The organism is Microbacterium sp. 01T413_2 (assembly GCF_056398985.1).
Genome location: NZ_JBFTQL010000022.1, coordinates 52,184 through 73,469 on the forward strand (window position 1 = coordinate 52,184; position 21,286 = coordinate 73,469).

Here is a 21,286-nt window from a genome sequence, read left to right on the forward strand (position 1 = left end):
GTCGACCGCGTTTCGGTGCCCACCGCGGTCGCGCTCTTCCCGTTCGACCTCGCCCGCCCTCCGCGCAGCTGGGCGGAGCGCACCTATGACGTCGTGCGGTACACCGTCATGCCCCGTGGCGGGCATTTCGCGCCGCATGAAGAGCCGGCGCTCCTCGCCGCGGACATCACAGAGTTCGCTCGGTCCCTGCCCCGGGTCGGCGGACCGCACACCGCAGCAGGAGAGGACGATGTCAGCACCGGTGCGACCAGGCCGAACGACGAAACCCCCTCCGAGGAGGGGGTTTCCGGTCGAGCCGCCCAAGGGAATCGAACCCTTGACCTTTTCATTACGAGTGAAATGCTCTGCCGACTGAGCTAGGGCGGCGCACACCCTGGTGGATGCGCATGCGGGCGAACCGCACGATCAACGATCTTACCCTGTCCGCGGGCGTGCTGCGAACCACGCGCACCCCGGGCGCGGCCCGGTCACGGCGACCACCGTCTCCGTGCGGATCCGGCCGTTCCGTCCGGATCTCACTTCTCGCAGCGGATCCCCGCCTTGTCCGGCACGGTGCCGTCCACGAAGTAGGCGTCCACGGCATCGTCCACGCACGAGTTGCCCTTGTTGTAGCCGGTGTGCCCCTCGCCGACGCGGGTGATGAGGATGCCGCCCTCGAGCTGCTTCGCGAGCGACTCGGCCCAGGTGTACGGGGTGGCGGGGTCATTGGTCGTGCCGATGACGAGGATGGGACCGGACCCCGCGGCGGCGATCTCGCCGCGCTTGCCCGTGGGAGGGTACGGCCACTGCTCGCACGGGTCGGGACCATCCCAGTACGGGGCGATGGTCGGAGCCTCGGCCTTGATCTTGGCATCGGATGCCGCCTTGGCCGCCGCGTCGTCCTCCAGGGGGTAGTCCATGCAGTTGTACGCCCGGAACGCCTCGGTCGAGTTGTCGGAGTACTTGCCGTTCTCGCGGTTGTTGTAGAAGTCCGCGAGCTGGAAGGCCACGGAGGGGTCGCCCTTCAGCACTGCCGTGAGCGACTGCGTGAGATACGACCAGCTGTCCTGCGAGTACAGCGCCGCGACGATCGAGGTCATCAGGGAGTCCGCTCCCAGCATGCGGCCGTCGGTGTTCTTCTGCGGTGAGCGGTCGACGCTCGCGAGGAGAGCGCCGAGATCTTTCATGGCGTCGTCGACCGTGCCCTGGAAAGGGCATTTCTTGCCCTTGAGGCAATCAGCCATGTACGCGCGCAGGGCGGACTCGAATCCGATCGCCTGCGTCGTGCTGACATCGAGGTTGGAGACCGCCGGATCCAGGGCGCCGTCCAGCACCAGGTGGCCCACGCGCTCCGGGTACAGCTCGGCGTAGGTCGCGCCGAGGAACGTGCCGTAGGAGTAGCCGAGGTAGTTCAGCTTCTTGTCCCCCAGCACGGCCCGGAGCAGATCCATGTCACGCGCGGAGTTCACCGTGGTGATGTAGGGCAGGATCCCATCGCTGTTCTGCTCACAGGCGTCGGCGAAGTCCTTGTTGGCGTTCTTCTGCGCCGTGGTCCACTCGTCGCTGCCGCGCGCGCCGGGGCGGATCGAGTACAGGTAGTCGTCCATCTGCGACGCGTCGAAGCACTTCACYGCGGTGGAGGATCCGACGCCGCGAGGATCGAAGCCGATGACGTCGTAATTCTTGATGAGGGTCGGGCTGACCGCGTAGTCCAGGCTCGACTTGATCAGGTCGAGACCGCTCGCCCCGGGTCCGCCCGGGTTGGTCAGAAGAGATCCCTTCGAGGCGCCGGTCGCTCGATGACGCACCACGGCGAGGTCGAGAGTCCCCTTGCCGGGGTCCTCCCAGTCGAGCGGGGTCTTCACCGTGGTGCAGTCCATCCCAGCGCCGCACCCTGACCAGCTCAGCTTCTGCCCGTAGAACGGCTTGAGATCTTCGGCGATGCCCGAGGTGTCGGGGGTCGCGGTCGGTCCGGCTGACGTGGGGTGGGCCGGGATCATCGCATACAGGCAACCGGACAGCGCGATCGCAGCGACGACGAGACCCGCCACCACCACCGAGGCGCGACGCAGGCGCGAGCGGGAACGGGTGTTCATGGTCTCCTCCCGCTCGTGACGGTCACGAGCAAGCTCTCAAGGGCGAGCACGGGAGCGACGTTGCGCTCCAGCGCTTCCCTGGTCTCGGCCAGATGATCCAGCACGATCAGGGTGCGCTCCGGCGCCCAAGCGGCAGCGAGGGCGGCGAGTTCGGGCGCGAGTTCTTCGTTGATGAGCGCGTCACCGCGGCCGAACTGCAGCATCACCACATCCCGGAACAGCGACTGCAGGTCGGTGAGGACCCGATCGAGGCCGTCGCGCACGCTGCGCTTGGCGCGCTGCTTCTGCTCGTCCTCCAGGGCGTTGATCTGCGAGCGCACGGCGGGCGGCACGGCCTGACCCTCGGCGATGCCCACCGTGTGCAGCAGCGCGCGGCGCTCGGCGTCGTCCCGCTCGGCGGTGAGGGCCTTCGCGTCGTCCGTCGCGGCCTGCACGATCTGCCCGGCGACCTCGACAGCGTCGTTGACCCCGCGCGCGCTCAGCACGGCGCGCAGAGTCTGCTCGCGGCGAGCGCGAGCGGCCTCGTCGGTCGCGAGCCGCTGCGCCATGCCGATGTGCCGCTGAGCGTGCCGGGCGGATTGCTCCGCCACGACCGGATCCGCCCCGGTGCGACGCACGATGAGCTCGGCGACCGCGGCCACATCGGGCTCGCGCAGCCGCAGCGAACGCACGCGGGAGCGGATCGTGGGCAGCAGATCCGCCTCGCTCGGCGCGCACAGGATCCAGACCGTCTGCTCGGGCGGCTCCTCGAGCGCCTTCAGCAGCACGTTCGAGGTGCGTTCGGTCATGCGATCGGCATCCTCGACGACGATCACGCGATACCGCCCGTTGGACGGGCCGAAGTACGACCGTTCGACGAGCGCACGGGCCTCGGCGATCGAGATGATCACCTTCTCCGTGCGGAGCACCGTCACGTCGGGGTGGGTGCCGGCGAGCACCTGACGCATGGTCTGCTCATCGTCCGGCCGCGAAGCGATCAGCGAGGCGGCGAAGGCCGCCGCGAGCGTGGACCGGCCGGATCCGGGCGGACCGGTGATGAGCCATGCGTGCGACATCGCCGCCGGGTCGGTGACCGCGGCCTGCAGTGTCTCGACCGCGGCATCCTGCCCCCACACGTCCGTCCACGGAAAAGGAGCGAAGACGGTGGCCGGCATGCGGTCAAGCCTAACCGCGGGGAGCGACATCGCGCGCCCTGTGCACAGGGCGCGCGGCTCAGTTCAGCAGCCTCGCCACACGCGCACGCACCGCTTCCGCGATCGCGTCCGGGTCCTGTGCGGCGTCGACGACGACGAAGCGCTCCGGTTCGGCCTCGGCAAGGGCGAGGAAGGACGCACGCACGCGCTGGTGGAACTCCTCCCGCTCGGCTTCGAGCCGATCGAACGGCTTCTCCGCTGAATCCAGCCGGCGCCGTGCGGTAGCGGGATCGAGGTCGAGCAGCACGGTGAGGTCGGGCAGCGCGCCCTCGGCGCCCCACAAGGAGAGCCCGCGCACCTGGTCCGCGTCCAGCACGCGGCCGGCCCCCTGATACGCCACCGAGGAGTCCAGGTAGCGGTCCTGGATCACGACCTCCCCGCGCTCGAGCGCGGGGCGCACGACGGTGGCGACGTGGTGGGCGCGGTCGGCGGCGTACAGCAGCGCCTCGGCACGAGGGGCGATGTCACCACGGTGGTGCAGCACGATGTCGCGGATCAGCACGCCGACCTCGGAACCGCCGGGCTCGCGCGTGCGCAGCGTCTTCCAGCCCTGCTCGTGCAGCCAGCCCTCCAGGAGCCCCGCTTGCGTGGTCTTGCCGGAGCCGTCGCCGCCCTCGAGGGTGATCCAGAGGCCGCGGCCCCCGCTCACGCGCCGGCCTGCTTCTTCGCCGCGTTGGCGGCCCGGGTGGCGGCGGCCTTCTTCGCGGCGGCGGAGCGGGCGGCGGCCTTCTCGTCGTCGGTCTTGGCCGCCACCTTCCGTGCCGGAGCCTTCTTCGCTGCCGCCTTGCCGGGGGCCTTTTTCGCCGTGGTCGTCTTCTTCGCAGCGGCCGCCCGGGTTCCGCGCTTGGGCGCCGGCCCCTTCGCGCGCTTGTCSGCSAGCATCTGCACGGCGATCTCGAAGGTGATGTCCTGCACCTGCTGTCCGCGCGGGATCGTCACATTGGTCTCGCCGTCGGTGACGTATGCGCCGAAGCGGCCGTCGCGGATCCGAATCGGCTTGCCGCTCACGGGATCCGCCTCGAACTCGGCAAGCGCACTGGATGCGCGCCGGGCGCCGTACTTGGGCTGCGCGTAGATCGCCAGCGCCTGGTCCAGGCTGATGTCGAAGATCTGCTGCTCGCTCTCCAGCGAGCGCGAGTCGGCGCCCTTCTTCAGGTACGGCCCGAATCGGCCGTTCTGCGCGGTGATCTCCTCCTCCGTCGCCGGATCCACGCCCACCACGCGCGGCAGCTCGAGGAGCTTCAGCGCCGTGTCCAGGTCGATCGTGTCGACCGACATCGAGCGGAACAGCGAGGCGGTGCGCGGCTTGGGCGCCGCCTCCTTCTTCGCGCCCCGCTTGGGCTTCGGCGCTTCGACGACCTCGCCGGTCGCCTCATCGACCTGGTCATCGTCGGAGACCGGATCGTTCTCCTGGATGTACGGGCCGAATCGGCCGTCCTTGACGACGATCACCTTGCCGTTGTCGGGGTTCTCCCCCAGCACGCGGTCGCCCGCGACGGGAGCGTCGATGAGCTCCTGCGCCTTGGCCGCGGTCAGCTCGTCGGGAGCCAGATCCTCCGGCACGTTGACGATGCGCGGCTTCGCGTCGGGGTGCGCCGGGTCGGCGACCTCGAGGTACGGGCCGTACTTGCCGAACCGGAGCGTGGCCGTGTCGGTGATCCGCGTCGCGTTCAGCGCCCGCGCATCGATCTCACCCAGGTTGTCGACCACCTGGCGCAGGCCCACCTGGGTGTCGTTGCCGTAGTAGAAGGAGTGCAGCCACTCGATGCGCTTCTGCTCGCCGCGGGCGATCGCGTCGAGGTCGTCCTCGAGCGCGGCCGTGAAGTCGTAGTCGATGAGATCGGCGAAGTGCTGCTCGAGCAGCCGCACCACGCTGAACGCCATCCACGTCGGAACGAGCGCCTGACCGCGCTTGGTCGCGTAGCCGCGGTCGATCACGGTGCCGATGATGCTGGCGAACGTCGACGGGCGCCCGATGCCGTGCTCCTCGAGCGCCTTGACCAGCGACGCCTCCGTGTAGCGCGGCTTCGGAGTGGTGCGGTGCGGCTTCGCCTCGGCCTCCGCGACGCCGAGCACGTCCCCGACGGCGACCGCCGGGAGCGACTGGTTCTCCGCGGCATCGGCGGCGTGGCGCTTCTCGTCGCGTCCCTCCTCGTACGCCTCCAGGAATCCCTTGAAGGTGTACACCGTGCCGGACGCGGTGAACTCGGCCGTGCGCCCATCGGCATCGACGGCGATCGTCACCGTGGTGGTCTCGTACTTCGCGTCCGACATCTGGCTGGCGACCGTGCGCTTCCAGATCAGGTCGTAGAGACGCGACTCCTCGCGATCGAGCTGCGACGCCACCGAAGCGGGCGTGCGGAACTTCTCGCCCGACGGCCGGATCGCCTCATGCGCCTCCTGCGCGTTCTTGCTCTTGCCCTTGTACACGCGGGGCTTCAGCGGCACGGCCGCATCGCCGTAGAGCGCGACCGCCTGCGACCGGGCCGCCTGCACCGCCTGGGTGCTGAGAGCGACCGAGTCGGTGCGCATATAGGTGATGTAGCCCTTCTCGTAGAGACGCTGGGCGACGCTCATCGCCTGCTTCGCGCTCATCGAGAGCTTGCGCCCCGCCTCCTGCTGCAGCGTGGAGGTCGTGAAGGGGGCGTACGGGCTACGGGTTCCGGGCTTCGCCTCGACCTTGGTGACGCTGCCGGATCCGACGGCGTCGACGGCGGCGGCGAGCGCGGCGGCCGCCTCCTCGTCGAGGATGACGACCGCCCTCTTCAGGGCGCCATTGTCGTCGAAGTCCGTGCCGCGGGCGATCGCGCCGCCGTCCAGGCGGACCAGACGCACCGTGAAGGCGGAGCCCGACGCGGATGCCGTGGCGTCCACATCCCAGTACTCGGCAGAGACGAACGCCATGCGTTCACGCTCGCGGTCCACGATCATGCGGGTGGCAGCCGACTGCACGCGGCCCGCGGAGAGGCCCGACTTGACCTTGTACCAGAGCACCGGCGACACGTCCCACCCGTACAGGCGGTCCAGGATCCGGCGGGTCTCCTGCGCGTCGACGAGCGCGAGGTCGAGCTCGCGGGTGTTGCCGACCGCGGCCTGGATCGCATCCTTGGTGATCTCGTGGAAGACCATCCGCTTGACCGGCACCTTGGGCTTCAGCGTCTCCAGGAGATGCCACGCGATGGCCTCGCCCTCGCGGTCCTCATCGGTGGCGAGCAGGAGCTCGTCGGCGGTCTTCAGCGCACGCTTCAGCTCGGCGACGGTCTTGGTCTTGCGATCCGAGACCACGTAATAGGGGTCGAAGTCGTGGTCGACGTCGATCGAGTACTTGCCGTACGCCTGCTTGTCAGCGGCCGGGATGTCCTTCTTGTCGGCCAGGTCACGGATGTGACCCACCGAGCTGAGCACCTCGAAGCCCTCGCCGAGATAGCCCTGAATGGACCTCATCTTCGTCGGGGACTCGACGATGACAAGCTTCTTGCCTTGCGCCACGGGTGCGTCCTTTCGTCGAAGCACACCATACACACCGCACCGGAGTCGGGGACTCAGCACGATCATCCGTCGCCCGCAGGAAGTTCGGGTGGTCCTGCACGGGATYCGGCGACGGCCGGGAATCCAGCGTACGCCGCCGCGACGTGCACGATGACCACAGCGCCCTCGATGCGACAGTCCTGCAGAGCCGCCTGGTGCGCCTGCGCGACCCGGGCGGCGAGGGCGCAGGGGTCATCCGCCGCGGGGATCGCTCCCGAGAGCGTGTCGGCCGCGGCCAGTGCTGCGGCGTCGGCGGCCGCGGCCATCCGCTGCGATGTCGCACCGGCCCCGCCGATCATGGCAGCGCCGAGCCCGAGCACTGCCGTCACGGCGATCCCGCCGACCGCGAGTGCGGAGCCCGCCATCACCGGCCCCCATCCAGGGCACACCCGGTCGCGTGGATCGGCACGGCGATTCCGCCGAGGATGCGCGTCTCGGCCGACGCAGTGACGCACACCAGGTCGTCGGATCTGCTCACAGCGATTCCCGCCGCCGGATCCGCTCGCGCCACGGCAGTCCCGGCTGCCCCCGCTTCGTCCCCTCGCCCGAGGATGCGCGCAGCGTCGGCCACCGCATCCTGCAGCGCCACCATGCGCATGCCCGCACCCAGCGCGCCGACGCCGAGCAGCATCGTCAGCACGACGATCGGCAGGGCGACGGCGAGCTCCGCCGTCGCGGACCCGCGCTCCCGATCGCGGTGCGCAGCCCCGGCCGGGGCATGCCCGCGACCAGGACGGCGACCGAACGGGCTCCGCGGCGTCATGCCACCGTCAGCGCACGGCGCACGAGATCCGTCAGGATCCCGCGCACCTCATCGCTGCGCATGATCACGACGAGCAAGCCGGCGAAGGCGACCGCCGCCATCGTCGCGATGGCGTACTCCGCCGTGGCGGCGCCGGTCTCGTCGCCGAAAAGCAGGGCCGCCCGCCGCCGGGTGAGCGGCGGCAGGGCGACGATGGGCGACGCCGACGAGGCCGCGTCGGAATGCCGGATCGACGACGACGTCACGTCGACCCTGGGATGGATCTGGTTCATGGTGTTCCTTCTCTCTTCTCTTGCGGATGACGGCACCAGGTCGGGAGCCGTCGGGCTCAGTTGAACGGCAGCGGGGTCGTCGACAGCACGCTCAGGATCAGGGGCGCGACGCCCAGCAGCATGAACGCCGGCAGCGTGCAGGCCCCGAGTGGGAGCAGCAGGCGCGAGCTCAGCCGCGCGGCGCCCGTGCGACCGGCGGTGCGGGCATCCCGCCTCGCGCGATCSGCCTCGGCCCGCAGSAGYTCCMCSGCCGGCACTCCGGCRGCSSCGGASAGRCGCAGCACGCGCTCGATCGCCTCCTCSGCRGTCGCAGGGTCATCGTCCGCCGTGCTCTCCTGCTCCACGAGCGAACGGGCGCGCGGGATCGCGGTTCCGCCCGTGAGCGCGACCACGAGCAGCTCCGCGCGGATCCCCGGGACCCCCGGTTGCGGGGCGGCCCGCCGCACCAGGGCTCTGGTCCATGCGCGCGCGGCCCACAGCAGCCCCAACCCGGATGCCAGGCATGCCCATCCGGCCGGCTGCGTGAGCAGCACCGTCACGGTGTCGAAGCCGAGGGCGGTGCCGAGTAGCAGGCCGACCACCGGCAGCCACAGCATGAGCCGGGCCGTGCCGGCAGGTTCCGCGAGCGCAACCGAGATCTCGGCCCTGATGTCACCGGCACCCTCGAGTGCCGCGGCGATCGCGCGCAGCACCTCGCCCAGCGGTGCGCCCACGGTCGCGGCGATCCCCCACGCCGCCGCGACCGTGCGCCACACCCCGCCTCGGATGCGGATCGCATCGACCAGCGCACGTCCGTGCTCCACATCGGCGAGCACGTCGACGGCGTCGGCCGAGCCGCTCTCCGCCAGGTGCCGCCAGGCTGTCAGCGGCGCCGCGCCCGCCTGCAGCAGCACGGCCAGTGTGCGCACGACCTCCGCGACCTCGGCCTCGCTGCGTTCGCCTCCACCTCGCAGACGCCGATGCCCCGACCGAACACGCCCGCCAGCTCCGGGCCACCGCTTCACGCGCCTCACCACGGCTGCACCTCCTCGATGCCCAGGTGCTCGCCCTCCAGCCGCAGCACGCCCACCTGCGCGAGCCGGCGCACCCCGCCCGTGGCGCGCACCAGATGCAGCACAAAGGCGAACGCGCTCACGGCCTGACGTGCGAGCGCGGGCGGATCCATCCCCGCCAGTGCGCCGAGCGCTTCCAGCCGAGCGGGAACGTCGGCGAGTCCACTCGCGTGCAGGGTGCCCGCGCCGCCGTCGTGGCCCGTGTTGAGCGCGGTCAGCAGATCTCGGATCTCCTCCCCGCGGCACTCCCCCACGATCAGCCGGTCCGGCCGCATCCGCAGGGACTCGCGCACGAGGCGGGCCACGCCGATCGCGCCGACGCCCTCCAGGTTCGGCTGCCGGGCCTCGAGCGACACATGGTGCGCATGCCGGGGCCGCAGTTCGGCGACGTCCTCGATCGTGACGATCCGCTCCTGCGGCGGCACGTGCGCGAGCAGGGCCGCAAGCATCGTGGTCTTCCCCGTGCCGGTGCCTCCCGTGATCAGCACGTTCTTCCGCTCGCGCACCGTCCGCTCGAGCCAGGCCCGCTGCGCCGCGTCGACAGCGCCGAGCCGGCCCAGGTCGTCGAGATCCGCCGCGCGCACCCGCGGGATCCGCACCGAGACCGCGGTTCCGCTGGTCGACACCGGCGCGAGCACGGCATGCACGCGGACGCCCGAGGCGAGCCGCACGTCCACGCAGGGCGCCTGATCGTCGAGGTGCCGGCCGCCGAGCGCCACCAGCCGCACGGCGAGCTCGCGCACCTCGCGCTCCGACGCGGTCCATCCGAGCACCGGCTCGGCGCCGGCGCCGCGATCAAGGAAGAGGCCGCCGGCACCGTTCAGGAACAGATCCGTCACCTGCGGATCTGCGGCGTGCACGGCCAGCTCGCCGAATGCCGGATCCAGGTCCAGCCGCTCGGCGGCGGCAGCGGATCCGCGCGGGACGATCACGAAGGGCGAGGCCATGTCCCGACGCTAGGGATCCACGTCCCAGCGCAGGACGGGGTTCGCGCAACCCGTGCACAACCTGCGGTCCGGCCGGTCTGTGCGGAGCGAGCGGCGGCCTGCGACGCCGGCGGTCGCGCCCCGTGGGTCGACAGGAGAAATGCCATTCCGCAGGACGGATCCGGCCGGATCCTCCTCCGGAGACGCGATCGTCCTGCAGAAGTGCGACGCGGAGGCCGTGGCGCACGCCGCGGGGAGAAGAGAGGTGGGCGGCATCCCACGGGGGGAATGGGATGCCGCCCGACTGCGGCCGACGGTGGGGGGAACCGTCGGAGCCGCAGGAAAGCCGGATTCGATTGATCGGCCGTCGGACAGTGTACGTCTGAAAAGGAACTGTACAAAACGGATCCGAATACCGACTTCCGTCGGTAGTGAGAGACTCTGGGCACGGCTAGATTCGCCGATGTCCCGGCTCACGCCGCGATGCCCCCCGCCGCAAAGGAGCGCCCTCTCATCATGAGCAGCCAGATCGATCACGTCTTCGACGAGACCCGCGTCTTCCCGCCCYCCCCCGAGTTCGCCGCGGCGGCCGTCGCGCAGCCGGAGATCTACACCGAGGCGGCCACCGATCGCGAGGCGTTCTGGGCGAAGCAGGCCCGCGAGCTGCACTGGCACACGCCGTTCACCGAGGTGCTGGACTGGTCCGCGCCTCCTTTCGCGAAGTGGTTCGCGGACGGCGAGCTCAACGTCGCATACAACTGCCTCGACCGGCACGTCGAGGCCGGGAACGGCGACCGCGTCGCCCTGCTCTGGGAGGGCGAGCCCGGCGATGAGCGCCGGATCACCTATGCCGAGCTGACCGACGAGGTCAAGCGCCTGGCGAACGTGCTCGAAGGGCTCGGCGTCGGCCACGGCGACCGCGTCGCCATCTACCTGCCGATGATCCCCGAGGCCGTGGCCTCGATGCTCGCCGTCGCGCGCATCGGCGCGATCCACTCCGTCGTCTTCGGCGGCTTCAGCGCCGACAGCCTGCGCTCGCGCATCGACGACGCGGGCGCGAAGCTCGTGATCACCGCCGACGGCGGCTACCGCAAGGGCAAGGCGTCCGCGCTCAAGCCGACAGTCGACCAGGCGCTCGCCGACCGAGGCGACGGCGAGCAGAACACCGTCGAGCACGTGCTCGTGGTGAAGCGCTGCGGGAACGAGATCGACTGGGCCGACGAGCGCGACCTCTGGTACCACGACGTGGTGGGCGCAGCCTCGAACGTGCACGACGCGCAGGCGTTCCCCGCCGAGAACCCGCTGTTCATCCTCTACACCTCCGGTACCACCGGGAAGCCCAAGGGCATCCTGCACACCTCCGGCGGCTACCTCACGCAGGCGTCGTACACGCACCGCGTCGTCTTCGACCTGAAGCCCGAGACCGACGTCTACTGGTGCACCGCCGACATCGGCTGGGTCACCGGACACTCGTACGTGGCGTACGGACCGCTCGCCAACGGCGCCACGCAGGTAATGTACGAGGGCACGCCGGAGACCCCGCAGCAGGGACGCTGGTGGGACATCATCCAGAAGTACGGCGTCACCACCCTCTACACGGCTCCCACCGCGATCCGCTCGTTCATGAAGCTGGGCCGCGAGATCCCCAACCATTACGATCTGACCTCCCTGCGCCTGCTCGGATCCGTCGGTGAACCGATCAACCCCGAAGCCTGGATCTGGTACCGCGACGTCATCGGCGGCAGCCGCACGCCGATCGTGGACACCTGGTGGCAGACCGAGACCGGCGCGATCATGGTCTCCCCGCTCCCCGGCATCACGGCGACCAAGCCGGGCTCGGCGCAGGTGGCGGTGCCCGGCATCTCGATCGACGTGGTCGACGACGACGGCGCCACGGTGGGCATCGGCGGCGGCGGGCTGCTGGCGATCACCGAGCCGTGGCCGAGCATGCTGCGCGGCATCTGGGGCGACCCGGAGCGGTTCAAGGAGACGTACTGGGAGAAGTTCGAGAAGCAGGGCTACTACTTCGCGGGTGACGGCGCACGCTTCGACGACGACGGCGACCTGTGGCTGCTCGGCCGCGTCGACGACGTGATGAACGTGTCCGGCCACCGCCTCTCCACCGCCGAGATCGAGTCCGCCCTCGTGGCACATGAGGCGACCGCCGAGGCCGCCGTGGTCGGCGCCTCCGATGAGACCACGGGTCAGGCGGTCGTCGCGTTCGTCATCATCAAGGAGAGCTACCTCAAGGCGCACTCCCCCGAGGGCCTCGCGCAGCTGCTGCGCGGCTGGGTCGGCGAGCAGATCGGCCCGATCGCCCGTCCGCGTGACGTCTACATCGTCGGAGAGCTGCCCAAGACCCGCTCCGGCAAGATCATGCGCCGCCTGCTGCGCGATGTGGCGGAGGGCCGTGAGGTCGGCGACACGACCACCCTCGCCGACACGATGGTGATGTCGACCATCTCGGCACARGTGAAGTAGCGGATCCGGTCCCCACGACAGCAGAAGGGGCCGCTCTCCGAACGGAGGCGTCGCCGAAGACCTCACCCAGCACCTCGCTCGCGCCGTTGATCACGCCGGGCTGGCCCGAGAACGACGGGTCCGAGGCGACGAAACCGCCCACGCGCAGCACTCCGCCGAGGCGGTCCACGCCGCCGGCCGCATCGGCGGCCGCGGCGATCGCGTTGAGCGCGCACACGCGGGCGAGCTCCTTGGCGTCATCCGCCGGGACCTCCGCGCCGACCTTGCCCGTCGTGGGGAGGGATCCGGCCACGAACGGCAGCTGACCGGAGGTGTACACGAGTCCGGCATGCACCCGGGCGGGCACGTAGGCGGCCACAGGGGCGGCGACGGACGGCAGCTCGATGCCGAGCTCGGCGAGGCGGGCGCTGATGGTCATGCAGATTCTCCTTCGAACTGGCGCGCGGCCTCCGCGGCCGCGGAAAGGCCGGTGTTGGCGGCGCTGTCGCCGCCGACCGGGCGCTTGAGGTACGCGACGAGCCCGCCCTCGGGCCCGGTGACGACCTGCACCAGCTCCCAGCCCTGCTTGCCCCAGTTGTTCAGGATGGCGGCGGTGTTGTGGATCAGCAGCGGTGTGGTGAGGTATTCCCACGTGGTCATGGCTCTCCCGGAGGGACGGACGCGCTCGGGCGCGTCAAAGTTTGCGTTCAGGGAACTCCCCTACGATCAAGCGTATGCCTCAGACCAAACGCACGCTCACCGGTGTGCTCAGCGGCCTGGCCGGCCTTGTCGGTCTCAGCGTCGTCGCCGGTGTGCTCGTCACGGCCACTGTCACTCCGGTGTTCGCCGTCACCGGAGCTGCCGCCGCCCAGTCGATCGACATGTTCGAAGGCCTGCCCTCCAATCTGAAGGTCGACCGTCCGATGCAGCCGACGACGATCTACTCCAAGGACGCCGCCGGCAACGATCAGGTCATGGCGCGGTTCTACGACCAGAACCGCGTTCCGGTGACCTACAACCAGGTCGCTCCAGTGCTGTACGACGCGCTGCTGGCGAGCGAGGACAAGAACTTCTACTCGCACGGCGGGATCGACATCGCCGGAACCATCAAGGCCGTCGTCGGCAACGTGAGCGGATCCGCCACCAACGGCGGGTCGTCCATCAGCCAGCAGTACGTGAAGAACGTTCTGCTGCAGGAGTGCGAGAAGGGCGTTCCCCTCTCCGACGAGAAGCGTGACGACAAGCTCCAGCAGTGCTGGGTCGACGCGGCCTCCGCCGTCGGCTCCAAGGGCATCGCCCGCAAACTGCAGGAGATCCGCTACGCCACGGCGATCGAGAAGCAGTATTCCAAGAACGACATCCTCATCGGCTACCTGAACCTGGTGAACTTCGGCGGCACCACGTACGGCATCGAGGCCGCGGCGCAGCGCTACTTCAGCGTCTCCRCCTCGCAGCTCAACGCAGTGCAGGCCGCGACGCTCGTCGGCATGGTGCAGAACCCGAACGCCTTCCGTATCGACATGCCCGGTGGCACGTACGACTGCGACAAGGACGGCAAGAACTGCAAGAACTCGCAGGCGGACGGTTACCACGACACTCTCGTGCGCCGGAACTATGTGCTCAGCCGCATGGAAGTTCTCGGAAAGATCACCGAGGCGGAGTACGAGGCCGACAAGGCGCAGCCGATCACACCGGCGATCAAGACGCCCTCTTCAGGTTGTGCTGACGCAGGCGACAACGCCTACTTCTGCAAGTATGTGCAGGCGACGCTCGAGGGTGACTCATCGCTCGACTCCGCACTCGGACCGCAGAAGGATCGCTCGGACAAGCTGCTCCGTGGTGGCCTGAACGTCTACACGACCCTGTCCGCGCCGATGCAGGGCGCCGCCGTGCAAGCCATGCACGACCGCACCACTCCGACGATCGACGGCATGGACTTCGGAGCGGCGGCCGTGAACCTCGACCCCAAGACCGGCAGGATCCTCGCGCTCGCGCAGAACACTGTTTTCAACGAGGCGCAAGACGCGCCTCCTGGGCAGACGGGCATCGTCTACGCGGCCGATCAGGCTCACGGCGGAGGCATCGGCTTCTCGGTCGGATCCACCTACAAGGTCTTCACCCTCATCGACTGGCTGGAAAAGGGACATTCTCTCCGCGAGTCGGTGAACGGCAACCTGCAGCGGCTTACGTTCAAGTGCGGCACCGATACGATGCCCGCCGACACCGGTGAGATCGGCAACTTCCAGAATCAGCGCGGCTATGTCGGCACGCCGATGCAGTTCACCGCGGCGTCACTGAACAGCGGCTTCCTGGCGATGGCCGCAAAGCTCGACCTCTGCGACATCAACGACGTCGCAGCTCGGATGGGTCTGCACTTGGGCACCGAGTACAAGGGCGCGATGATCCCGGTGAACAATCGGGCCGAGATTCTCGATGACCAGGGGAATACTCTCGCATCCGCACCTGCACCGTTCGACGTGCTCGGATCGAAGAACATCGCGCCGCTCGACATGGCCTCCGTGTACGCAGCTATCGCGAACAACGGCACCCGTTGCGCGCCGCACGCGATCGATAAGATCACCGGACCCGACGGCTCTGAGCTCTCTCTGCCGCCGACCACGTGCACCGAAGTCATCAAGCCGGAGATCGCCGCGGCGGCGGCGTATGCGCTGCAGGGCGTCATGAGCGGTGGCGGCACGGGTTCTCAGGCAAACCCAGGCGATGGCACGTCACTCATCGGCAAGACCGGTTCGCACAACAACCAGCAGACGATGCTCATGGCGTCATCGACGGCGTCCACCACGGGAATCTGGGTCGGCCAGGCAAGCGGCAACGTCGTCATCGACGACTTCGAGACGCAGGGCACCAGCGTGAACAACATCCGTTACGGCCTGGGCAGGGACATTCTGACGGCTGCGGACAGCCTGTTCCCTGGAGGCGACTTCCCAAGTCCGAACCAAAGCGCGCTCAAGCAGTCGTACACGAACCTGCCGAGCGTGGTCGGCATGACCGTCGACCAGGCGACGCAGACGCTCCAGGGCGCCGGATTCTCCGTCTCCGTCGGCGCCGCCGTGCAGAGCAACCTGCCGACGGATCAAGTCGCCCAGCAGGATCCGGGTCCCGGTCAGGTCGTCACGGGCAGCACGATCACGATCTCGCCGAGCAATGGCCAGGGCGCCACGGTGCCGAACGTGGTCGGCATGACAATGGGCGACGCGGCCAACGCGCTGAAGGCCGCGGGTTTCCAGGCGGCGAAGGGCACCTGCACCCCGGGTAACGGCGACGACTCCGGCACCGTGTCCGCGACGAACCCCGCCGCGGGGACAGCGGCTCCGAAGGGCTCCTCCGTCACGCTCAACTACGTGAAGAAGAACTGCTGAGGATGACGACCTCTCGCACCACCCGTTCGGCCCTCATCGCACTCGGTGCGGTGGGGGCCGCCGGTGTCGCGGCCGCCACCTGGGGCATCGGCATCGAGCGCTACCTCTTCACGCTGCGCCACGCGACCGCGCGATCGCTGCCTGCGGGGTCCCGTCCACTGCGGATCCTGCACGTGTCCGACGCCCACATGGCGCCGTGGCAGCACCGTAAGCAGCGCTGGCTCGCTTCGCTGGCGGAACTGCGCCCCGATCTCGTCGTGAACACCGGCGACAACCTCGGTCATGAGCGCGGACTCGAAGGCGTCCGCGCGGCGTTCGCCCCGTTCGCCGGAACGCCGGGCGTCTTCGTGCACGGTTCCAACGACAAGTTCGGGCCGTCACCGCGCAACCCGTTCCGCTATTTCATGGGTCCTTCGGCGCGCTCCATCACGGCTCCGAAGCTCGACACTGCGGCCCTGGACCGGTTCTTCACCGACGACCTCGGCTGGGTCGATCTGGACAACACCGCCGCCACGCTTCAGATCGCGGATTCCCGCGTGGACCTGTTCGGCGTCGACGATGCGCACCGCGACTGGGACGAGCTCGATGCGCTGCCCGCCGCGATCGACGCGCTGGGTCCTCGCCCTGCCGACGTGGCCGTCCTGGGCGTCACGCACGCACCGTACCAGCGCGTGCTGAACACGTTCACCGATCTCGGCGCGGACGCCATCCTCGGTGGCCACACGCATGGCGGCCAGGTCTGCATCCCCGGTTTCGGCGCGATCGTCGCGAACTGCGACATCCCTCTGAAGCAGGCGAAGGGTCTCAGCACCTGGACGCACGCCGGACGCACGGTGCCGCTGAACGTGAGCGCCGGCTGCGGGCACTCGATCTACGCGCCGATCCGCTTCGCCTGCCGCCCCGAGGCGACACTGCTGACGCTGCTACCCCGGGGCTGACTGGCCTCGGAATCCTGATCTTCGGTGAATTCTTATCTTCGGAGCGTTGGGTTCGAACCATGAAGCGCTCCTCGATGATCACGTACACGATCGTCGGTCTCGCCGTCGCCTGCCTCGCGGCTCTGGCCGCAGTGCCCGTCGTCTCGGCCGTCACGTCTGCACGTCACGTTCAGYCGACCGCGGAAAGCGCAACTGAAGCCACACCTGATCCCACGTCCATGCCGTCCCCCGACCCGGACCGCGTCATCTGGCTCGGCGACGGGATCAGCGTGAAAGCGAGCGAACTCCCGAAGGGGTGCACGAGCTACTCGAAGATCGAGATCTTCGAGGTGAACAGCCACAGTTACGGCAGGCTCATCGGTGAGGCGGAAGACCGCGGATCTTCCACGGGCGCGACCGGAACGGTGAGCCGCGACGCCGTGGGGAATATCGTCAGCTACACGGCCGCACCCGGAGACAACACGTGGAGCGTCGGCGACCGTCTCTGCACGAACCCCCTCATGGTCGGGCGGTACAACCACGTCGGTTCCGACCCGGGTGATCACCCCCTCCAGCCCGGCGAGACGGTCGTGATCCGTCCCGACATGAACGTCGAATGGGTGCCGGCCACCTGACGTTCGCGGCCGCGCGACGAAGATCCTCATAGCCGCGGCAGCTTCGGCCCGCCACGCGCGGGTTCCACCTCGATTCGCTCCTGGCGCGCTCGCCGTATAGACTTGAACGGTTGCCACGGGGTGTGGCGCAGCTTGGTAGCGCGCTTCGTTCGGGACGAAGAGGCCGCAGGTTCAAATCCTGTCACCCCGACGTAAACGCAAGTGAGGGACCAGCCCGCCAGGGTCGGTCCCTCACTTGCGTTTGATCGCGGTAGTGAAGAAAGGGCTCCTAGACAGCGTCGAGAACCCGCCCCGGCACCCTCTCACCCGGATCCTCTACGCTGGAACTGCTATGACGACGCCCCGCCTGGTCGCCTTCGACCTCGACGACACTCTCGCGCCCTCCAAGAGCGCGATCGATCCCCGCATCGCCGACCTGCTCCTCGCCCTGGCACAGCGGGTCGAGGTCGCGATCATCTCCGGCGGCAACGAGGAGCAGTTCCGCACCCAGGTCGTCTCCCGGCTCGGCGCCGACGCCCGGCTCCTGCAGCGCATCCACCTGCTGCCCACCTGCGGCACCCGCTACCTTCGTCACGACGGATCCGACTTCACCCTCGTCTACGCCCGCGACCTCAGCGACCAGCAGAAGACCGCCGCTCTCGCCGCCCTCGAAGAAGAGGCGCACCGCCTCGGACTCTGGGAGAGCGAGACCTGGGGCCCCATCCTCGAAGACCGCGGCTCGCAGATCACCTTCTCCGCCCTCGGTCAGAAGGCCCCCCACGACGCGAAGAAGGCCTGGGACCCCGACGGATCGCGGCGCGCCGCCCTCCGCGACGCCGTCGCCCCCCGCATACCCGACCTCGAAGTCCGCTCCGGCGGATCCACGTCGATCGACATCACGCGCGCCGGCATCGACAAGGCCTACGGCATGACCGAGCTCGCCGAACGAACCGGCATCCCCTTCACAGACATGCTCTTCTACGGCGACCGCCTCGACGAGGGCGGCAACGACTACCCCGTCAAGGCCCTCGGCGTGCCCTGCGTCGCCGTGGAGGGCTGGGAGGACACAGCGGACCACCTCGACGCCCTGCTGCCCGTGCTGGACGCCGATTCCGTCGCCCGACAGGCGCTCTGACGCCTCAGTCGACGTCTCGCGCGAGCGCGCGGATCCGCGCGGCATAGCGCTCGATCGAGGCTGTCGCCGCGGCCTCTTCGGGGCGGTTGAGGTAGCYGTGGGTCGTGCCGGGTTCGGTCGTGACCTCGACCGGAATCCCCGCGGCCTCGAGCGTGCGGGCGAAGAGCTCCCCCGACACGCGGAGCTCGTCGACCTCGGCGTTGATCATGATCACGGGCGGGTAGCCCGCCACCTCGGCGATGCTCGCGAGGCCGGGGGCCGCCGACGACGTCGCCTGGCTCACCGGGCCCCCGAGGTAGTTCTCGTACATCGTGCGTACGGAGTCCGGACCGAACACGTCGGCGTCGGGATCCGCGTCCAGCGCAGCACGTAACGCCTGATCCGGCGCAGGCTGCACCGCCAGGAGCGTCGGATACGCCAGCACGGCGAGCGCGGGCCTCGCGGTGCCGGCCCGTCCGGACAGCCGCAGCGTGGCGGAGGCCGCGAGGTTGCCGCCGGCGCTGGTGCCGCCGAGCGCCCAMGGTCCGCCGGCGACCCCGGACTCCACCGCCCAGGCGAAGGCCGCCACGACCTCGTCCACGGGCACCGGGTGGTGCGCGTCGCTCAACCCGGCACGCGCGACCCCGCCGAGACGCGGCGGCGCCAGCCGGTAATCCACGGAGACGACCGCGATGCCGCGCTCCGCGAAGGAGCGTGAGACCCAGTCCGCCTCCGGCATGTCCAGGTCGCCCCCGGAGAAGCCGCCACCGTGCAGCCAGACCAGCCCTGGCCCCGCGGGCGCGGACGGGTGATACACCCGCACCGGGATCGCTCCGTGCGGACCGTCGATGCGCCGGTCCTCGACGTCGACCCGGCCCGAGGCATCGGAGGTCATCGCGTCGCGACCTCGGCGGCGCTCGACGCCACCGGCACCATGCGGGTGAGCTGGGTGACGTGACGCGGTTCCAGTTCGGCCAGCGATGAGACCCCGAGCAGGCGCATCGTGCGCTCGATCTCGGTGCGCAGGATCGTGATCGTGCGGTCCACTCCGCGGCGTCCGCCGGCCATGAGGCCGTACAGGTAGGCGCGCCCGATGAGCGTGAAGTCCGCGCCCAGGGCGACCGCGGCGACGATGTCGGCGCCGTTCATGATGCCGGTGTCGACCATGACCGTGAAGTCCTCGCCCACGGCCTTGCGCACCTGTGGCAGCAGGTGGAACGGGATCGGCGCCCGGTCGAGCTGGCGGCCGCCGTGGTTGGAGAGCACCACGCCTTCCACGCCGTGGGTGTCCTTCAGCCGCACCGCGTCCTCGACCGTCTGCACGCCCTTCACGATGAGCTTGCCGGGCCAGATGCCGCGGATCACCTCGAGATCGTCATAGCCGATCGTGGGATCCATCGCCGCATCGAGCAACTCTCCGACGGTGCCCCCGGTTGTCGACAGCGACGCGAACTCGAGCTTGGGAGTGGTCAGGAAGTCGATCCACCACCACGGCCGCGGGATCGCGTTGATGATGGTTCCGAGGGTGAGCTGCGGCGGGATCGAGAACCCGTTGCGCTTGTCCCGCAGGCGCGCACCCGCGACCGGAGTGTCGACCGTGAACATCAGTGTGTCGAACCCGGCCTCGGCGGCGCGGCGGGTGAGGCCGTAGGAGATCTCACGGTCGCGCATCACGTACAGCTGGAACCAGTTGCGCCCGTGCGGGTTGGTGGCCTTGACGTCCTCGATCGAGGTCGTTCCGAGCGTGGACAGCGTGAAGGGGATCCCGGCGGCCGCCGCGGCGCCCGCACCGGCGACCTCGCCCTCGGTCTGCATGAGGCGCGTGAACCCCGTCGGCGCGATCCCGAAGGGCAACGCGCTCGGAGCGCCGAGGATCGTCGTGGACATGTCCAGCTCGGGGGCCGGGGCGAGTATCCCCGGGTGGAACTCCACATCCTCGAACGCCTGCCGGGCGCGTGCCAGCGACAGCTCGCCCTCGGCCGCACCGTCGGTGTAGTCGAAGGCGGCCTTGGGCGTGCGACGCTTCGCGATCGTGCGCAGATCCGAGATCGTCAGCGCCCCCTCAAGGCGGCGCTTCGTGCCGTCGAGTTCGGGCTTCTTGAAACTCATCAGCTCGAAGATCTCGGCGGGGTTGGGGAGCTGGCGCTGCACCATGGAGGGTCCTTCCGATCAAGGGTTCGTGTCGGCCGCGCCGGCCAAGCCGGTCGCGGCGTAGTAGCCGGTGATGTGGTCGCGCACGAGCGCCGCCGCCGCGTCGGCGCGGCGCTCATCGATCGCACGGACGATGTCGCGATGCTCGGCGCGGAGCCGCGCCGTCATGTCCGTCCAATCATCGATTCCGGCGGATCCGGTGCGGACGTACGATTCGATGCTGTCGCGCAGGCCCGTCATCATCGCCGAGACCACGGTGTTGCCGCTGGCCTCGGCCAGCGTGAGGTGCAGCTGCGCGTCAAGGGCGAGGAAGTCGGCGGCATCCAGGTCGGCGTCCATCGCGTCGAGGAGCCGATGGGCCTCCGCTGTATCGCCCTCTCCCCCGGCGAGCGCCATGACGACGGCCTGTTCCAGGATGAGGCGGGTGCCGACGACGTCGGCGATCGGGAAGCCCTGGGCGGCGACCTGCAGGCGCAGCAGCGCGGAAAGCCCGCCTCCGGGAGCGGCGATGACGATCGCCCCCGCCTGCGGGCCGGATCCGGTCGACGTGCGGATGAGTCCCATCACCTCGAGCACCCGGATCGCCTCGCGCACGCTGGAGCGCCCCACTCCGAGCTCGGCCGCCAGATCGCGTTCGCTGGGCAGCCTGTCACCGGGGCCGAGCACGCCGTCGAGGAGGCGCTGTTCGACGTGCTGCAGCACCGTGCGCCAGGTGCGCGCGGGCGTGTCGCTGCGGTCGGGCATCGGTCCTCCTGTGGTCAGACCACAGCTTAGGACGTGTGGTCAGACCACGCAACCACCCTTCACAACCGAGTCGTCCCCCTCGGCACGGGCCATGGAC

19 protein-coding genes and 2 tRNA genes are annotated in these 21,286 nt (G+C 69.5%); 6 read left to right on the forward strand and 15 right to left on the reverse strand.

Annotated elements, in window-relative coordinates; translation table 11 throughout:
* Window positions 1–293: 293 nt before the first annotated feature.
* The 10 genes from AC1DMN_RS12520 to AC1DMN_RS12565 all read right to left on the reverse strand — a co-directional run bounded on the left by AC1DMN_RS12520 (window position 294) and on the right by AC1DMN_RS12565 (window position 9,830).
* Window positions 294–366, reverse strand: a tRNA-Thr gene (locus tag AC1DMN_RS12520).
* A gap of 149 nt (window positions 367–515) precedes the next feature.
* A complete protein-coding gene (locus AC1DMN_RS12525) occupies window positions 516–2,075 on the reverse strand; it encodes an alpha/beta hydrolase (RefSeq protein ID WP_441977672.1) in 1,560 nt (519 codons plus the stop codon).
* Complete coding sequence (locus AC1DMN_RS12530; protein ID WP_477229551.1) at window positions 2,072–3,229, reverse strand: DNA polymerase III subunit delta'; 1,158 nt, start codon at window positions 3,227–3,229, stop codon at window positions 2,072–2,074. Before AC1DMN_RS12530 ends, AC1DMN_RS12525 begins: the two co-directional genes overlap by 4 nt.
* A gap of 58 nt (window positions 3,230–3,287) precedes the next feature.
* A complete protein-coding gene (gene tmk / locus AC1DMN_RS12535) occupies window positions 3,288–3,917 on the reverse strand; it encodes a dTMP kinase (RefSeq protein WP_477229552.1) in 630 nt (209 codons plus the stop codon).
* Entirely contained in the window at window positions 3,914–6,757 is a 2,844-nt protein-coding gene (topA, locus tag AC1DMN_RS12540; protein ID WP_477229553.1) for a type I DNA topoisomerase, read from the reverse strand. The genes tmk and topA overlap by 4 nt, the downstream gene beginning before the upstream one ends.
* 62 nt (window positions 6,758–6,819) lie before the next feature.
* Window positions 6,820–7,161 carry an Rv3654c family TadE-like protein gene (locus AC1DMN_RS12545; protein ID WP_477384333.1) on the reverse strand — a complete coding sequence of 114 codons (342 nt, stop codon included), beginning with the start codon at window positions 7,159–7,161 and terminating at the stop codon, window positions 6,820–6,822.
* Entirely contained in the window at window positions 7,161–7,559 is a 399-nt protein-coding gene (locus AC1DMN_RS12550; protein WP_477229554.1) for a TadE family type IV pilus minor pilin, read from the reverse strand. The genes AC1DMN_RS12545 and AC1DMN_RS12550 overlap by 1 nt, the downstream gene beginning before the upstream one ends.
* Window positions 7,556–7,753, reverse strand: a complete 198-nt coding sequence (locus tag AC1DMN_RS12555; protein ID WP_441977767.1) for a DUF4244 domain-containing protein — start codon at window positions 7,751–7,753, stop codon at window positions 7,556–7,558. Before AC1DMN_RS12555 ends, AC1DMN_RS12550 begins: the two co-directional genes overlap by 4 nt.
* 134 nt (window positions 7,754–7,887) lie before the next feature.
* On the reverse strand, window positions 7,888–8,739 hold the full coding sequence (locus AC1DMN_RS12560) for a type II secretion system F family protein (RefSeq protein ID WP_477384335.1): 852 nt from the start codon (window positions 8,737–8,739) through the stop codon (window positions 7,888–7,890).
* Between the two features lie 101 nt (window positions 8,740–8,840).
* Window positions 8,841–9,830, reverse strand: a complete 990-nt coding sequence (locus AC1DMN_RS12565; protein ID WP_477229556.1) for a TadA family conjugal transfer-associated ATPase — start codon at window positions 9,828–9,830, stop codon at window positions 8,841–8,843.
* 495 nt (window positions 9,831–10,325) lie between these two features.
* Here AC1DMN_RS12565 and acs point away from each other — a divergent pair, with 495 nt between their 5' ends.
* Window positions 10,326–12,290, forward strand: a complete 1,965-nt coding sequence (acs, locus tag AC1DMN_RS12570; RefSeq protein WP_477384337.1) for an acetate--CoA ligase — start codon at window positions 10,326–10,328, stop codon at window positions 12,288–12,290.
* On the opposite strand, the gene AC1DMN_RS12575 is transcribed toward acs, so the two are convergent.
* Together AC1DMN_RS12575 and AC1DMN_RS12580 are read right to left on the reverse strand one after the other, a co-directional pair.
* The gene (locus AC1DMN_RS12575) at window positions 12,184–12,708 is read right to left on the reverse strand and encodes a RidA family protein (protein ID WP_477384339.1); all 525 of its coding nucleotides are present in this window, start codon (window positions 12,706–12,708) and stop codon (window positions 12,184–12,186) included. The two genes, acs and AC1DMN_RS12575, sit on opposite strands and share 107 nt — an antisense overlap.
* Entirely contained in the window at window positions 12,705–12,929 is a 225-nt protein-coding gene (locus AC1DMN_RS12580) for a DUF4177 domain-containing protein (RefSeq protein WP_441977681.1), read from the reverse strand. Before AC1DMN_RS12580 ends, AC1DMN_RS12575 begins: the two co-directional genes overlap by 4 nt.
* A gap of 74 nt (window positions 12,930–13,003) precedes the next feature.
* On the opposite strand from AC1DMN_RS12580, the gene AC1DMN_RS12585 reads away from it, so the two are divergent.
* The 5 genes from AC1DMN_RS12585 (at window position 13,004) to AC1DMN_RS12605 (ending at window position 18,315) form a co-directional block, all read left to right on the forward strand.
* Window positions 13,004–15,649, forward strand: coding sequence for a transglycosylase domain-containing protein (locus AC1DMN_RS12585; RefSeq protein ID WP_477384341.1), 2,646 nt, complete (start codon window positions 13,004–13,006; stop codon window positions 15,647–15,649).
* A 2-nt stretch (window positions 15,650–15,651) separates the two neighbouring features.
* Complete coding sequence (locus AC1DMN_RS12590; protein ID WP_477229559.1) at window positions 15,652–16,587, forward strand: metallophosphoesterase; 936 nt, start codon at window positions 15,652–15,654, stop codon at window positions 16,585–16,587.
* Between the two features lie 59 nt (window positions 16,588–16,646).
* Window positions 16,647–17,201 (forward strand): hypothetical protein, encoded by a 555-nt coding sequence (locus AC1DMN_RS12595; RefSeq protein ID WP_477384343.1) that lies wholly within the window; start codon window positions 16,647–16,649, stop codon window positions 17,199–17,201.
* A 116-nt stretch (window positions 17,202–17,317) separates the two neighbouring features.
* A tRNA-Pro gene (locus AC1DMN_RS12600) sits at window positions 17,318–17,391 on the forward strand.
* A 141-nt stretch (window positions 17,392–17,532) separates the two neighbouring features.
* Window positions 17,533–18,315 (forward strand): HAD-IIB family hydrolase, encoded by a 783-nt coding sequence (locus AC1DMN_RS12605; protein WP_477229561.1) that lies wholly within the window; start codon window positions 17,533–17,535, stop codon window positions 18,313–18,315.
* 4 nt (window positions 18,316–18,319) lie between these two features.
* On the opposite strand, the gene AC1DMN_RS12610 is transcribed toward AC1DMN_RS12605, so the two are convergent.
* Genes AC1DMN_RS12610 through AC1DMN_RS12620 form a run of 3 tightly spaced genes read right to left on the reverse strand, consistent with a single transcriptional unit; the run spans window position 18,320 to window position 21,189 of the window.
* The gene (locus AC1DMN_RS12610; protein ID WP_477384345.1) at window positions 18,320–19,189 is read right to left on the reverse strand and encodes an alpha/beta hydrolase; all 870 of its coding nucleotides are present in this window, start codon (window positions 19,187–19,189) and stop codon (window positions 18,320–18,322) included.
* The gene (locus tag AC1DMN_RS12615; protein WP_477229563.1) at window positions 19,186–20,448 is read right to left on the reverse strand and encodes an alpha-hydroxy acid oxidase; all 1,263 of its coding nucleotides are present in this window, start codon (window positions 20,446–20,448) and stop codon (window positions 19,186–19,188) included. Before AC1DMN_RS12615 ends, AC1DMN_RS12610 begins: the two co-directional genes overlap by 4 nt.
* A 15-nt stretch (window positions 20,449–20,463) precedes the next feature.
* Window positions 20,464–21,189, reverse strand: coding sequence for a FadR/GntR family transcriptional regulator (locus tag AC1DMN_RS12620; protein ID WP_477229564.1), 726 nt, complete (start codon window positions 21,187–21,189; stop codon window positions 20,464–20,466).
* Between the last annotated feature and the right edge of the window lie 97 nt (window positions 21,190–21,286).